We start from the raw sequence: 15,634 nt of genomic DNA, 5'->3' as shown, positions 1-15,634 counted from the left end.
CTCATAGGGAATTCTAATCTTGGAGTGGGCTTCGCGCTTAATATGCTTTCAGCGCTTATCTCTTCCGGATATAGCTACTCGGCAATGCAACAGGTGGTCACAACCGATACACTAGAGATCCGTCCACCCCGGTCCTCTCGTACTAAGGGCAGATCTCCTCAAAATTCCTAACGATCATGCCGGATATAAACCGAACTGTCTCACGACGTTCTGAACCCAGCTCGCGTACCACTTTAACCGGCGAACAGCCGGACCCTTGGAAGGTGCTCCCCCTCCAGGATGTGATGAGCCGACATCGAGGTGCCAAACCGCGCCGTCTATGTGAACTATTGGGCGCGATCAGCCTGTTATCCCCAGGGTAACTTTTATCCGTGTGCGCTGTCTTTCCCACGTAAATTGAACCGAAGTTCTGTACAGCGGGTCATTTGCTCCCACTTTCGTGTCTGATTGGGTTGTGGCCCTCACAGTCAAGCTGGCTTTTGCGCATACACTATCACTACGATTTCCATCCGTAGTTAGCCAACCTTTGAACGCCTCCGCTACTCTTTAGGAGGCAACCGCCCCAGTTAAACTACCCGCCATGCACGGTCCTCTTGGCCGATAAGGTCAAAAGTGAGATTACTAAAACATTCAGGGTGGTATTTCACATTTCGACTCCACAAATACTAGCGTATCTGCTTCAAAGTCTTCCACCTATTCTACACAAAATGTCCCAATAATCAATGCAAAGTTGTAGTAAAGCTCCATGGGGTCTTCTCGTCCTGGCATGATCAGACGGCATCTTTACCGCCAATGCACGTTCACCGTGGCCTTCGCCGAGACAGTGCCCACATGATTACTCCATTCGTGCGGGTCTGAACTTACCAGACAAGGAATTTCGCTACCTTAGGACGATCATAGTTATCGCCGCCGTTCATCGGGGCTTCAGTTCGAACCGTAAAGCTCTCCCCTTAACCTTCCGACACCGGGCAGGAGTCAGCCCCTATACATCCGCTTTCGCGTTAGCAGAGACCTATGTTTTTGGTAAACAGTTCCGTGGGCTCTTTAGCTGCGGCCCTCTCATCAAAATGACGATTAGACTACTAGAAAAGACACGAATTTGTTAAAACAAATCCTGATTTGTGTTCTGTCTCAACGAAAAAATTCAGTTAAAGGTAAATCATTTGATTACATTTTTTTCGACACGCTCAAGGGCGCTCGCCCATGCTTATGGTCTCAAAAAATGTAATTTTAAATAACCAGATATTTTTATCTGAATCTTCTGCTGAGTTTCTAGCAAATCCTCATCTTAATGAGAGGGCAGTCCTTATTCCGAAGTTACGGACGCTTTTTTGCCGAGTTCCTTAGCGAAGGTTCTCACGTAGGTCTTGGTCTACTCGACCCGAGCACCGGTGTTGGTTTGCGGTACGGTAGGCAGCAGCATAAGTGAACCAGCTTTTCTAGCCAGCGCTTCACCCGGAATTAATAATCCGAAGATTACCTTTCACTCATCTTTAGTTCCCTAAAGACTTGGACGGATAAACCATTAATCCGCTCCGGTCATTCACCGTGAACTGTTCACAACTACTACCTGTACAGGAATATTAACCTGTTGTCCATCGCCTACGCTGATGCGCCTCGGCTTAGGACCGACTAACCCAGGGACAATTACTGTAGCCCTGGAAACCTTGCTCTTACGACCGGCAGGATTCTCACCTGCCTTAAGGTTACTGATTCCAGCATTCTCACTTGATAACGCTCCACCAGACTTTCCAGTCTGACTTCACTGCGATATCAACGCTCCTCTACCACTCCTGCAAAAGCAGAAGTCCATGTCTTCGGTTTAACACTTTAGCCCCGTTACATTTTCCACGCAAAATCTCTTGACTAGTGAGCTGTTACGCACTCTTTAAATGAATGGCTGCTTCTAAGCCAACATCCTAGCTGTTTAAGAAATTTCACTTTGTTTCCCACTTAGTGTTAATTGGGGACCTTAGACGATGATCTGGGCTGTTTCCCTTTTGAGCGACGAGCTTAGCCCCGCCGTTCTGACTGCTGTGGTTACACCACCAGTATTCGTAGTTTGATAAGGGTGGGTACCGTTGCCGGCCCCAAACCTTTTCAGAGCTCTACCCCTGATGATTACTAACACAACGCTAGCCCTAAAGCTATTTCGAGGAGAACCAGCTATCTCCGAGTTCGATTGGCATTTCACCGCTAACCACAAGTCATCCAAGTACTTTACTGCGTACCCTGGTTCGGTCCTCCACTGCGTGTTACCGCAGCTTCAACCTGCTCATGGTTAGGTCACCCGGTTTCGGGTCTAATACTGCCGACTAATCGCCCTGTTAAGGCTCGCTTTCACTGTGGCTCCATCATTTGACTTAGCCTTGCCGACAACATTAACTCGCTGGATCGTTCTACAAAAAGCACGCCGTCACAGCCGAAGCTGCTCCGACACCTTGTAGGCACTAAGTTTCAGGTTCTATTTCACTCCCCTCCCGGGGTTCTTTTCACCTTTCCATCACTGTACTAGTTCGCTATCGATCAATCAATATATTTAGCCTTGGCAGGTGGTCCTGCCGGATTCAAACAGGGTTTCTCGTGCCCCGTCCTACTTGAAAAAAGATATATAATGCCTAAGACCATTTCGCGTACAGGACTCTCACCTTCTATGGTGTGCCATTCAAACACTTCTGCTATGATCTAAAGGATTTTATCATTATCCACTCATTTAACGATGTTGGTTTTTATGTATAACCGTCGGATTGTTGTCTACTCACCATTTCGGAGGCGCTCAAGGCCGCTTGGCCAGGCATATACTCCTCAACAGTGAGTAGACAACAGTTGGTCGACCGCTATACATAAAAATTATCTAATTTCACAACCCCTTTCATAACTCTGGCCGTTAAACCGTATGGTTATGTTAAGGTTTGGGCTGTTCCAATTTCGCTCGCCACTACTTTCGGAATCATTGTTTATTCTCTTTTCCTCAACCTACTAAGATGATTCAGTTCGGTTGGTTCCCGTCTAATTACCCTATGTGTTCAGATAATTGCAATACGACATGACTCGTATTAGGTTGCCCCATTCGGAAATTCCTGGATCAAAGCTTGCTCTCAGCTCCCCAAGACTTATCGCAGAGTTCTACGTCCTTCATCGGTATTGATTGTCAAGGCATCCACTATTAGTGCCCTTATTTACCTTTTTATGCATTGACTTAACTAGTAATCGAAGTTCAATTACTAATTCTGTATTTATCTTTCAAAATCCGAGAAGGAATTTTTCTGGATAAATACGATGCAAGTCTATTTATTTTTTCATCGTTGTCCAAATTGTTAATTGAAACTCTGCAATGAATGGATTGTCTTTTCGATAATCCATAGAAATCTTCGCTTGGATTTTTCCAAGGAGATTACCTCGCAGTTTTCTCTTCATGGCAGTGGTCAACTTGTTGACTTGCTGAACTTGTTTAGTATTGTAGTACAGCTTTTGAAAGTTTGCAAGGGTTTTTTGAAAGATTTTTTAAGTTTTTTCATTTTTTTGATAATTTATTTTTCTGACCCCTGTTAATTACGAACTCTTAATGTGCTATTTTATTAACTATATATATTACTTTTTCTGCTGATGTAGATTTTTTATAATTGCTGAATTTTCTGATAGATATTTTCTGCTTCACGTTCACGCCACTTAAGTGTGATTTTAATACCATACTCTGCTATTTTAATAGCTCGAGCGACGGCCTTATTGTTTCTTTCCTGGTCACAGAACTGACTGAACTGCTCTGCCTCAGATTGGTTTGAAACACGCGCTCCGACAACTCGAATATAATCATCGATCGACTTATTCTTTGTAATCTCCTTTATATAATCCCAATGGGCGTAAAACCATTCGAGAGCCAGTTGTTTTGACCAATGATTAGAAAGAAGCAAAGACAGGAAGGTGAGATGATCTTGTAGTCTTACCGTCTCTTGATCTTCGAGTAAATCGACAAGCCTATTAATATGTTCTTCTTTGCGGCTGTCAGTCAAAGTTTCTAAGATAATTGATTTATAAACTGGATTAGACTCTTGTTGATATCGTTCAAGTAGAGACTCAAAGAGTTCTTCTTTTGAATAGCGGTATTTAGCATCGATAATTGTGTCAAGAAGCTCAGGGGAGACTGCTCGGAAGTCCATGTTTTTCCCTATTTTCTGATCATAAACATCGGATAGATTTGATAAGATAGCCTGATCCTCCGCATAGATGGCAAAATTAAGAACAAGTGGTCGGAGCTTTAAATCATCTGCGCTGTCTGCCTTTGAGCTGAGGCCGAGACGCTCAATATTATAAGCAACTAGTCTTAAAAGATATTTCTTAAATAGAGGAAAATACTCGGAAGTTGGGGGGAAGAAGATTTTAAGATTAGCTATGATAGTAACAATTAGCTGCCAGATCGATTCCTGTTTTTCTTTTTCGAATTTAGGTAACAAATCAAAAATACTACTAGTATTAATATATGGTGTGCGCATAAGCATACTACGATCGATTAATAACCTGAGCTTTTGTTCAAAGTTGAGATTTTGAAAGTTTTGTATTTTTTGCTCAAAATCATCATCCGATAGCTTTATTAGATAATGACCGGACATATCATCGGTGATTTTTGGGAGAACCCATTTGGTTTGATCGGTAGAACCATCAGCAAGAAAACGCTGTTGTTTTTCTCCATCAATTAATGGAAACCCAGGTTGCAAAATCCAAGAGTCCATCATATTCTTAACGTCAAAGGTAGCAAATTCTTGTAAGCAGGCCCATAAATCGTCGCCAGAAGTATTTTGGTACTGAAATTTTTGGAAATACTTTTTCAAGCCTTTGAAGAATTGCTCTTCGCCCATTAGACGCATAAGCATGAACATCAGATGGGAGCCCTTAGCATAAACAATGGCTCCATCAAAGAGACTGTCGATTTCAGCAGGATCCGAGACGGTTTGCTGGACCGACTGCACATTCTCAAGAGAATCTCGACGAAGTGCGTATAGACAGTCTTCCGTAAAATAATCTTGCCAAATTTGCCACTCTGGACGAAGGTGGTCGACGGCATAAAATTGCATCATGTTCGCAAAGCTTTCATTCAGCCAGAGATTATCCCACCAACGCATTGTGACAAGATTGCCAAACCATTGATGCGAAAGTTCATGAGTAACGACAGTTGCGATATATTCCTTGGTGGTTTGTGGTGTGTTTTGATCTGCGAGAAGACAAGATTCACGATAGGTGACTAGACCCCAGTTTTCCATGGCGCCGGCATCAAAGTCAGGAATAGCTACCTGGTCAAGTTTTGGTAATGGATAAGGTATTTCAAAGAGTTGATCATAGAAATCTAACGATTCCATGGCAATTTGATTTGAGAATTCTAGAGACTCAGTTGGTTGATTCAGCGCGCCGTAGGTTGCCACTTCTATGCCGTGTTGATTAGTGCCGGAAACTTTATTAAATTTACCGATACAAATTGCCAATAAATAGGTAGACATTTTGGGGGTAGTTTTGAAGGTAACAATCTTACGAGAAACTTCAGCATTTAGATTGAGGGCGTTTGGATCTTCTTTAGGATTCAAATCGGCATTTACGGACGTGTAGGTTAAAACTCGTTCTGAAAGAATTGGCATATTACTGAGAATTGTATCCTCGATATCTGTATCAATAACCTTTAAGTCAAAGGTTGCCTTAGCTTCAGGCTCATCGATGCAAGGAAACATCATTCTAGCATAATGTGACTCAAACTGAGTAGAAACGATACGCTCTTCCCTGCCTTCGTATTTATAGGTCGACAAATACATACCGATCATGCTGTGACTGAGCTTAAAAGTATAACGGATATCAATGATCGTTGACTGGTCTTTTTCTACCGGGCTAATACTTAATAATTGATTATCAGGATCTAAGGTAAACTCTACTGGCTTATTATTAATAAGTATTTTAGAAATTTTTAAGTCTCTGGCATGAAGTTTCAAAATTGAATCTTTTGTTTTACCAGAAATAATTGTATGTCCTTGAATCTCCTCCGTATTCTTATTGACACGAAGTTCAAGTTGATAATTTTGAGGGATAAAATAATTAATTAGTCGTTCCATATGTCTCCACTTTTTGTTTATTATACGACATGGGGACGAAGAACGACTAAAATTAGGTGAATTATTTAATTTTCCAAGACGGCTTTGATACGGCGAATGCCGGCAGAAGAAGATTCCTCTTTTTTGATTTTGAATTTGCCAAGCATGCCAGTATGTTCGACGTGAGGTCCACCACATAATTCACGAGAAACTGGATGTTCAAAATCACCAACAGTATAAACCTTGACAGTATCTGGATATTTCTCCCAGAATTGACCATGAGCGTGTAAGACGTCTCTTGCGTAAATTTTTTCAAATTCTGCAAAAGCAACTGGGTGATCCTCGAGAATCCATTGATTGACCTGATCTTCGAGAGCCTTAACCTCTTCTGGCGTTAATTTACGATCTAAATTAAAGTCAAAACGAAGACGCTCGGATGTAATGTTTGAGCCAGCCTGACCAATCTTTGGGTCTATCAATTTTTGCAAGGCGGCAAGTAGGAGGTGGGTTGCGGTATGATATTTAGTTGACATTTCACTATGGTCTTCCAGTCCACCTTTAAACATACCCTCAGAAGCAGTTTTGGAACGTTCACGCTGAGCGGCAAGACATTGATCAAATTCAGCCTGCCAATCTGAACTCAGCTCGATTTGCTGGCGTTTAGCCTCTTCGACGGAAAGCTCAAGTGGAAAACCATAAGTATCCTGAAGCATAAATAACTCCTTACCAGTAAGACCAGAGGTTTTCAACTTATTGAGCTCCTTAAGTCCGCGACTTAAGGTCTTTCTAAAAGCCTGCTCTTCACGAATTAAAACTGTTAGGGCGTCCTCGCGGGTATTTAGAATCTCGTCGGAGAGGTCACGATAATTACTTTCGATAAGTGGAATGATCTGAGGAAGAAAATCTTGTTCAATACCGAGATTAAGAGCCTTTAGAATAGCCCGGCGGATGAGACGGCGGAGGGCATAACCTTGTTTACGATTGCTTGGCGTGAGACCTTGGGCGGAAAGCAGATAGGCACCGCGCAAGTGATCGGCAATAATACGCATATCAGCAGTATAGTCGATATATTGTTTATGGCTAATCTCTTCAACCTTAGTGATCAGTGGTTTTAAGAGTGATGTCTCAAAAACATCAAAAGAATCAATTGCGGCAGCAGCAATACGCTCTAAACCGCCTCCAAAGTCAATATTTTTATGCTTTAACTCAGAAAAGCTTCCATCTTCATTGCGCTTGTATTGCATAAAAACTTGATTGCCGATTTCCATAAAGCGAGCGCCGTCAGAGGCAGGATGTGACTGGCCGAAGATCGCAACATCCTGTTTATCTTCACCAAAGTCATAGAAGACTTCGGAATCAGGACCACAAGGGTCGCCAATAGGGGTGGTCTCTACGCCACCACCACGGCTCCACCAGTTTTCATGATCATCATAGAAGAAAATATGTTCACCTTCTTTAATACCTCTGGCGGCACCATTTTCGGCACTTCCGATTTCAGCGATTTTAGCATCTACGCCAGCCTCTTTAAAGACCTGCTGCCAGATTTCAGCAGACTCAGTGTCTTTTGGAATGCCATATTTTTCACTACCAATAAAGCAAGTCACATAGATCTTATGAGGATCTAGGCCCACTTCTTCAGTTAGGAATTTAAAGAAAGCAGGGATCTGTTGACTTTTAAAATAATCACCGAGAGACCAGTTGCCTAACATCTCAAAGACTGTAGTATGTCTTGGGTCACCAACATCCTCAATATCCTGCAGGCGAAGACATGGCTGAGAGTCAGCTAGACGCTTACCTTCTGGGTGTGGTTCTCCAAGAAGAAAAGGCAGAAGAGGCTGCATGCCCGAACCGGTAAAAAGAGTGGTTGGATCATTTTCAAGAACCAATTTCGCAGGCGCGATGACTTGATGTCCAAGCTTTTGCTGATATTCAAGAAATTTTTGACGGATTTCACTAGCATTCATACTCTATATTATATCACGCTTGAATTTCTGTTTATCAGCCATATAACTTTATTATTTATGGACATTGCGTGGTGGTTGTGCTAAGGTAAGGATAAGCATAATTAGGAAAAAAGATGAGAAAATTAATTGCCTTGTTTATTATCGGAATAATTGGACTGATTGCATTCCTTTCGATTAAAAAAGCTTTGACCGGAGACGGCGCAATCAGCCTGGTATGTAAGACGGCGAATGATACTATTACTGTAAAATTTGACCCAACGAGCGAAAAGGCAATTTCCGCAACCCATAAGGATGGGACGGATTTTGAAATGAAGGACGTAGATGAAAGAATTAAGAAGATAGGTCTTTTAAGGTATATCGACGAATTCACGCGTGACTTCGAAGAGAAAAAAGGCGGCGCCTGTTTCAAGAAATAGGTTAGGCAATAATACCACCACCGAGACAAACATCTTCATGATAAAAAACAGCCGATTGACCAGAGGCGGGACGCTTGAATTCGTGTGTAAATTCGAGGACCGCCTGACTTTTTTCTTGGTCAAGGGTCAGCTTTGCGGACTGCAGAGCAGCGCGGTGTCGAATACGGATGTCAAGACTAAGAGGGAGAGGGACAATCTCGCCATTTTTATCATATTCTGGACGCAAGAAGATGTCCTTGAGTATTAGCTTATTAGTCCAAAGATTTGGATTATTGAGATTACGTGAAACATAAATAATATTTCGAGACATATCCTTATCAACAATGTAGTAAGGCAGACCGCCACTGAGATTTAATCCATGTCGCTGACCAATGGTATAAAAAACAGCACCGTCGTGGACTCCAATCACTTGGTCTGACTCACGATCAATAATCTCACCTGGAGTTACTGGGAAATATTCTTTCAAAAAATCATGCATCCCCACCTCGCCGACAAAACAAACACCCATGGATTCTTTTTTATAGGCATTATCAAGGCAATTCTCTGCAGCCAACTGCTTCACCTCTGGCTTATTAAGACGCCCAAGTGGAAAAATAGTTGAAGCGACTGCTTCTTCTGAAATGCGGTAAAGAAAATATGTTTGATCCTTGTTCTGATCAACCGCTTTTAATAAGTTTTTTGAGTCTGAACTAGCGTAGTGACCGGTGGCAATTAAGTCGGCACCCTGTTCTTTGGCAACCTCATAGAATAATTTAAATTTGATTTCTTGATTACACATAATGTCTGGATTTGGAGTATTCCCCTTTTGAAATTCCGACAACATATAATCGACAACTTTTTGATGATATTCTTCTTCAAAGTCAAAAATCCGGAAATCAATATCTAGTTTAGTAGCAACCCGTTTGGCGTCAGCTAGATCCTCAGCCCAAGGACATTTCATACCTGGAAGGTCCCTTGACCAGTTCTTCATGTAAACGCCGACCACTTGATAGCCGGCATTCTTTAGAAGCATGGCGGAAACCGAGGAGTCGACGCCGCCAGACATACCAACAAAAACTGTTTTATTGGAGTTTTCTGGGTTATAACTTAAAATCTTATCCTGCATAATACTCCTACTACACCAACTTAAGACGCTTTGCCTCTTGATTTACTACTTCAGCGATCAGATGTGCGGCTTTTTTAACATCTTCGAGCTGGTTACCCTGCCCAAACGTCACTCGTAAGGAACCGGCAATCTCTTGATCTGATAGGCCGATAGCTGAGAGAACATGAGACTTTTGCCCTTTGGAAGCAGCACAGGCAGCCCCGGTAGAGAGATAAACTCCTAGATCTTCAAGCTTAAAAATCAGACGTTCAGCGTCTAAGCCTTTAAAACAAACTGGAACAAAATTAACCAATTGATGTTTTGGATCGCCAAGCCAAAGCGGAGCGACTCGAGATTCTTGCTCAATAATCTGCTTAAACTGCCTTGTAAAATCTTGATATTGGCGACGAGAACTAGCCAAATGTTCTTTAGCAAGCTTTGCAGCAGTAGCAAAGCCAATTAAGGCCGGAACGTTTTCCGTACCAGAACGTAAACCCATCTCTTGCCCACCACCAAAAGTTACTGGTGATAATTTTACACCACGCGCAACATAAAGAGCACCAATCCCCTTGGGACCATAGACTTTGGCAGCATTAATGGTGAGAAGATCCACGCCCAATCTGGCAACCGATAAATCAAGGAGACTCATCGCCTGAGAAGCGTCGGAGTGAAGATAGAGTGGCGTGAGATTGCCCTCTTTTAGTCGAGACTCGCGCACCTCCTGCAAGAGGCGACTAATTTCAGAGAGGGGCTGAATAGTTCCTAGTTCATTATTTACAAGTGCGATTGAAATTAGGATGGTATCTTCTTTAATTTTTTGCCTGAGATCAACTAAATCAACTAACCCAGTAGTTGAGACTTTTACTTCATCAAAATTGCCGGCCGAATAAGATCTAGCCGACTCACGCACTGCGGCATGTTCAATACTGGAGATTAGACAGTGTCCAGTGTTCTGCTTTAAAACCGTAAAGGCGAGGTTGATTGACTCAGTTGCGCCACCAGTAATAATTAGGTCGGGCGCTTTAGCACCAATAGCATTAGCGAGTAGACCTTTTTGGGTTTCATATTCGCCACGAAGATGTTTGGCTGGCAGGTAGGCGGCAGAGGGGTTGTAAAATTTTTCAGAAAAATATGGCAACATGGCAGTAAGTACCCTTTTGTCGACAGGGGTGGCAGCAGCATAATCTAAGTAGATATTATTAGAATTCATATTCCCTCTTATTATATACCAAAGAGATCCTCGGTATTTTTAGTGGTTTGATCGATAACGACTGGTAGATCTAACTGGAGTTTTGTTGCCAACCAGGTAGCAATTTCCTTAATGCGGCTAGGCTCATTAGTCTCGCCACGGTATGGCACAGGAGATAAAAACGGAGCATCGGTTTCAAGTAGGATGCGATCGAGAGGAGGTAGAGGTAAGGTCGAATAGGTAGCAAGACCGTTGACGCCAATATAGAAACCGTGTTCAAGCGAGCGCTTTAAGTTCTTCTTGTTATCTGTAAAAGAATGGACTACACCGCGAAGATTAGCGGTTGAAAAGTTGCCCAGAATAGCAAAAAAATTATCAAAGGCCTCACGGACGTGAAAGATGAGAGGAAGATTCTGATCAATTGCAAGTTGGAGCATCTCTTCTAGAAGCGCGATTTGCTGTTTTTTGTCCGAGGTTCCATAATGATAATCTAAACCCACTTCGCCGATGGCAATTGGAGGATTAGCTTGATTTTTAAAATCAACTGTGGAGCGACTGGCTTGCCACTCTGACGGATGAATACCGTATGACCAAAATAGATTAGATTCTGGGTGCTCATGGACAAAACGCTGGGCATTCAAAGAATCCTGGTGATCAGTACCGATACAAACGATTTTGTCTACTCGATTTAATTTAGCGTTTTTTAAACCAGACAATTGGGCGGCTGGCGCAAAAAATTCTTGATCATGCAGATGACAATGTGAATCGATAAGATACGTGCGCTCAGCCATACTATCCTTAATTAATTTTTAGCTTCACGCTTACGTTTGATTGGATCGAGTTGACGTTTGCGAAGACGGAGGCTCTTTGGAGTAACTTCAAGAAGCTCGTCATCAAGAAGGAAGTCAAGACACTGTTCAAGGCTGAGGTTGGTGTATGGAGTAAGTTGGATCGCACCATCAGAGGCGTGAGTGCGCATATTGGTTAATTGCTTTTCACGGCAGACGTTGAGATCGATATCATCCTTCTTGTTCGAGAGACCAACAATCATTCCCTGATAAACTGGAACTTGAGGAGGAATGAAGAGGATACCACGAGCCTGCGCCATATCAAGAGCGTAGGCTGTAGAAGTACCAGTTTCAAAAGAAATGAGCACACCATTACGTTCTGGTTTATATTTGCCCTCAATTTCGCGATAGCCTTTTGGAATGGAAGACATCAAGACTGTTCCCTTGGTAGCGGTCATTAATTGGTTGCGCAAACCGATAAGAGCAGCAGTAGAGATTTCATAAGTAAAGCGGGTAGCGCCAGTGGAAGTAAGTTCCTGAGTTTTTAGATCAGCTTTACGAATACCAAGTTCTTGGGATACGGCACCAACATATTCTGGAGCAACCTCAATGGTGAGATCCTCAAATGGTTCACACTTTTTGCCATCAATTTCTTTATAAACAACTTCAGGACGGCCAGCTTCTAATTCATACCCTTCGCGGCGCATGGTTTCAATGAGGACTGAGAGATGAAGTTCGCCACGACCAGAAACTTTATAACCAAGACCATCTTGGGCAATCTTTAGAGCAATATTGGTTTCGAGCTCTTTATGAAGACGATCGGAAATCTGCCTTGAAGTTGTAAATTCACCTTCTTTACCTTTTAATGGACTGGTATTTGGGCCAATGTAGATACTAAGAGTTGGCGGCTCTAATTCAATAGTAGGGAGAGCTTCAGGCCGATCACCAGAAGCGAGAGTATCACCAATATTGGCATCAGCGATACCAGTAACAGCAACGATGTCACCAGCAGAAGCTTCTTGGACTTCCTCTTTACCGAGACCGCGATAAGCGAAAAGACGATCAATTTTAGCATTAGCAGCAGTAATCTGTGGTTCACCATTTTCAAAAGTAGTTTTCATGATTTTAACAGTCTGACCATGTTTGACCTTACCACGGAAAATTTTACCAATAGCGTACTTACCTAGGTAATTATCGGCAGCAAGAGAGGCAACCAGGAGCTGCAGGCCTTTTTCTTCAGCTTCATCAATTTTTGGTGATGGAATGTCGTTGATAATAGAGTCAAAAATAACATGTAGATCGTTGTCCAGGTCGGTGGTTTTGCCAGCCTTACCGTCGCGAGCGACTGCGAAATAAATCGGGTAATTAAGCTGAGACTCATCAGTGGCAAGCTCGAGGAAGAGGTCAGAAATTTCATCTTTGACTTCTTCAATACGGGCAGCGGGTTTATCAATTTTGTTAATAATAACAACAGGTTTGAGTTTTAAATCAAGGGCTTTCTTTAAAACAAATTTGGTTTGAGGCATAGGACCTTCTTGGGCATCAACAACAAGAAGCACGCCGTCAGCCATGTTGAGGGTACGTTCAACCTCACCAGAAAAGTCAGCGTGACCAGGGGTATCAATGATATTGATTTTATAGCCATTATAATAGACGGCGGTCTGCTTGGCAGTAATAGTGATACCGCGCTCATGCTCCTGATCGCCTGAGTCCATAATAAGAGTCTGACTCATTTCCGCTTGATTATCGCGAAAAGTATTAGATTGTTTTAATAAAGCGTCGACCAGAGTGGTCTTGCCGTGGTCAACGTGAGCAATAATTGCTACATTGCGAATTTGTTCCTTATTCTCCATGATTTTGCCCTTTGATTACCACAAAAAGATTTAGACTAGTTTTTGTGATAAGAATATTAATATTAAACTTGGTTTATAATACCATATTTTATGGTTTTTCGGTAGGATAAGCGGAATGATGTTTAGCTAGATACTTTTGTATCACAAAAAACAGCCCTCATGGGCTGTTTTAATTCGAAATTCTGGTGAGTCGGGAGGGGCTCGAACCCTCGACACCGGGCTTAAAAGGCCCGTGCTCTAACCAACTGAGCTACCGACCCAGAAGTCTTTCTTATTATAACGCCAAAGCAGTTTTTTGGCAATATTTTTTTACAGAGCTAGGGTTGATTACGGTTTTTGAGTAAAGTAACCAGGGTTGCCAGGGGCGTCGATATGAGCGAAGTTTGAGGTATAGTTTGGCCAGGCATAGGTGGTACTATTGCCGCCAGTAATATTATCATTATCCATGAAGATATTAGAGGGTTGCTGAGTAAGTGAGCTGGTGACAAAATTTGGAGAAGCATAAATTGTCCTAACCTTCATATAGTTAAACATGCCGTTCATGCGATTAACTCGATTAGTATTAAAATTTGAAATATCAAGTACTCCATTTGGATGTGTAACAAATGTGTAGTAGAACATAGCCTCCATGTTTGTAACATTGCGTGTATCAAAAGAACTGACATTAAGATTCTGTAGATTAGCAAGACCAACGAACATGCGCTCCATATCCGTAACGGAGCTAGTATTAAAGCTTGAAAGGTCCAAATTGGTAATAGGAGGATTGGCATTAGTCATAAAAAACATATGACTCATTGTAGTGACACTGGATGTATTAAATCTAGATAGATTAATAGTCTTTAAGGATTCCATATCTTGGAACATTAAATCCATACGAGTAACTCTTCCAGTATTAAACCCTGAAAGGTCAAGATTTTCTAATCTCTTAACACCATTAAACATTGATGTCATGTTAGTTACATTTTGTGTTGTAAATCCATCTATATTTAAATCAGTTAATGATCCTAGATTAGAAAACATAAATGACATATTAGTACAGGAGTCATTTTTCCAATTTGAGATATTCAAACTAACTAATGACTTGCTTAACGAAAACATATTAGACATATTAACAACTCGTTGTGTATTAAGATTAGACAGGTCTAATGAAGTTACATTTTTCAAAGCTAAAAACATACTATCCATGTTCGTTACGTTACTCGTATCGAAGTGTCTTATGTCTATAGACGGAAGATTTGAATAGAAAAACATATAGCTCATATCTTTGACATTTTTCGTATTAAACTTAGAAAAATCTCTCGGGTCAGGAACGATATGAATAGCGCTATAATTATGGGTGTAATCTGCAAACATATGCATCATATTTTCTGCCCGACTAGTATCAAATTCGCTAAGATCGATATGTTTAACGTGGTGATATTGTTCAGCAAACATAAAACGCATGTTTTTAGTGCGGCTGGTATTTATGCCGCGCAAATCCAATAATTGCACATTGTGCGAGTTTTGAAAATTTATACCCATAAACATTTGCGATGCATCTTCATTTGCATAAGAAATATCTGCTTCGCTCCACCATAGAATAGTTTTTTGCGCTGCATCATACCAGGCATAGATTGGGTATGCCGAATCATTAGTGGACACTATAACTGCGGTAGCAATATTTGGAGGCGCAGTTTGCGATCGTCTAAAAACATCAGTATCGTAATTGGGATTAACAGACCTTAATTTAACCATGAATTGCTGGCCAGGTAAAAAAGTTGCGGTGGTAGGAACATGGTTTGTAAACGAAGTAATAATTAACTGTTTTGTGTATGTTCCAGATGTTAAACCAGGGGCTACCTTTACCCCAAAATCTATACGCAAATCTACTGGAGAATTATTAGTAGTGCTTAAAATCGTATCTGGAGTACTAGCTTTTGGTATGGGGCTCATCGCATATTTTGTGACTCCAGGGTTTTGCCTATATCGATACCCCCAAGTTTTCGCTAGTAGATATACACCATCTATAGAAGCAATTCTATCCGTATTCGCAGGGTCGGTGCTGTTTAGACTAGTATCTTCATCGATGCTTGAAATTGTCGTAGTAAGGCCAGTCACATTATTGGTTCTTGGCTTAACATCTGTTGATAGGATTTTTGTAGCAGAAGTTCGTAAATCATTACTATTAAAACTAAAATTAATTGAGGTTGTTGATATGGTTTGAGTAAGAGTTGGAGCTTGAGATGGAGTACACGGCGCAGCAAAAGTAGACTTTTCGGAAGAGATGTAAATA

At 41.7% G+C, this 15,634-nt stretch carries 9 protein-coding genes, 1 tRNA gene and 1 rRNA gene; 1 reads left to right on the top strand and 10 read right to left on the bottom strand.

All coding sequences use genetic code 11. The annotated features are described in order from the left end of the window. The 4 genes from G3KMM_RS01965 to G3KMM_RS01955 form a co-directional block, all read right to left on the bottom strand. Positions 1-3,189: ribosomal RNA gene (locus G3KMM_RS01965) — 23S ribosomal RNA — on the bottom strand; the annotation flags it as partial. A gap of 102 nt (positions 3,190-3,291) precedes the next feature. Continuing rightward, positions 3,292-3,417: a hypothetical protein gene (locus tag G3KMM_RS02955; protein ID WP_306760374.1), complete on the bottom strand. Its 126-nt coding sequence runs from the start codon at positions 3,415-3,417 to the stop codon at positions 3,292-3,294. Between the two features lie 200 nt (positions 3,418-3,617). Next, positions 3,618-6,089 (bottom strand): M1 family metallopeptidase, encoded by a 2,472-nt coding sequence (locus tag G3KMM_RS01960; protein WP_164998477.1) that lies wholly within the window; start codon positions 6,087-6,089, stop codon positions 3,618-3,620. Positions 6,090-6,154: 65 nt separating this feature from the next. After that, positions 6,155-8,032: an alanine--tRNA ligase gene (locus G3KMM_RS01955; RefSeq protein ID WP_129604865.1), complete on the bottom strand. Its 1,878-nt coding sequence runs from the start codon at positions 8,030-8,032 to the stop codon at positions 6,155-6,157. A gap of 113 nt (positions 8,033-8,145) precedes the next feature. On the opposite strand from G3KMM_RS01955, the gene G3KMM_RS01950 reads away from it, so the two are divergent. Beyond that, the gene (locus G3KMM_RS01950) at positions 8,146-8,448 is read left to right on the top strand and encodes a hypothetical protein (RefSeq protein ID WP_129604862.1); all 303 of its coding nucleotides are present in this window, start codon (positions 8,146-8,148) and stop codon (positions 8,446-8,448) included. 1 nt (position 8,449) lies between these two features. Here the strand turns inward: G3KMM_RS01950 and mnmA are convergent, their stop codons facing one another. The 6 genes from mnmA to G3KMM_RS01920 all read right to left on the bottom strand — a co-directional run. Next, entirely contained in the window at positions 8,450-9,553 is a 1,104-nt protein-coding gene (mnmA, locus tag G3KMM_RS01945; protein WP_129604859.1) for a tRNA 2-thiouridine(34) synthase MnmA, read from the bottom strand. Between the two features lie 10 nt (positions 9,554-9,563). After that, positions 9,564-10,742 carry a cysteine desulfurase family protein gene (locus tag G3KMM_RS01940; RefSeq protein ID WP_129604856.1) on the bottom strand — a complete coding sequence of 393 codons (1,179 nt, stop codon included), beginning with the start codon at positions 10,740-10,742 and terminating at the stop codon, positions 9,564-9,566. Between the two features lie 11 nt (positions 10,743-10,753). Then, positions 10,754-11,512 (bottom strand): TatD family hydrolase, encoded by a 759-nt coding sequence (locus G3KMM_RS01935; protein ID WP_129604853.1) that lies wholly within the window; start codon positions 11,510-11,512, stop codon positions 10,754-10,756. Between the two features lie 11 nt (positions 11,513-11,523). Beyond that, positions 11,524-13,362, bottom strand: coding sequence for a translational GTPase TypA (gene typA / locus G3KMM_RS01930; protein ID WP_129604851.1), 1,839 nt, complete (start codon positions 13,360-13,362; stop codon positions 11,524-11,526). 183 nt (positions 13,363-13,545) lie between these two features. Continuing rightward, positions 13,546-13,622, bottom strand: a tRNA-Lys gene (locus tag G3KMM_RS01925). Positions 13,623-13,689: 67 nt separating this feature from the next. After that, positions 13,690-15,634 (bottom strand): BspA family leucine-rich repeat surface protein (locus G3KMM_RS01920; protein WP_129604847.1); only part of this gene is annotated, 1,945 nt, incomplete at its 5' end.

It is taken from the genome of Candidatus Nanosyncoccus nanoralicus (genome assembly GCF_004138405.1).
Lineage (GTDB): Bacteria > Patescibacteriota > Saccharimonadia > Saccharimonadales > Saccharimonadaceae > Nanosyncoccus > Nanosyncoccus nanoralicus.
Note: the sequence above shows the minus strand (reverse complement) of the source record. Positions and strands in the feature narration are given on the sequence as shown.

Excerpts from the sequence above, each read along its gene's own strand:
- typA (WP_129604851.1), bottom strand. The coding sequence starts at position 13,362 with ATGGAGAATAAGGAACAAATTCGCAATGTAGCAATTATTGCTCACGTT.
- G3KMM_RS01940 (WP_129604856.1), bottom strand. The coding sequence starts at position 10,742 with ATGAATTCTAATAATATCTACTTAGATTATGCTGCTGCCACCCCTGTC.
- G3KMM_RS01950 (WP_129604862.1), top strand. The coding sequence starts at position 8,146 with ATGAGAAAATTAATTGCCTTGTTTATTATCGGAATAATTGGACTGATT.
- G3KMM_RS02955 (WP_306760374.1), bottom strand. The coding sequence starts at position 3,417 with ATGAAGAGAAAACTGCGAGGTAATCTCCTTGGAAAAATCCAAGCGAAG.
- mnmA (WP_129604859.1), bottom strand. The coding sequence starts at position 9,553 with ATGCAGGATAAGATTTTAAGTTATAACCCAGAAAACTCCAATAAAACA.
- G3KMM_RS01935 (WP_129604853.1), bottom strand. The coding sequence starts at position 11,512 with ATGGCTGAGCGCACGTATCTTATCGATTCACATTGTCATCTGCATGAT.
- G3KMM_RS01955 (WP_129604865.1), bottom strand. The coding sequence starts at position 8,032 with ATGAATGCTAGTGAAATCCGTCAAAAATTTCTTGAATATCAGCAAAAG.
- G3KMM_RS01960 (WP_164998477.1), bottom strand. The coding sequence starts at position 6,089 with ATGGAACGACTAATTAATTATTTTATCCCTCAAAATTATCAACTTGAA.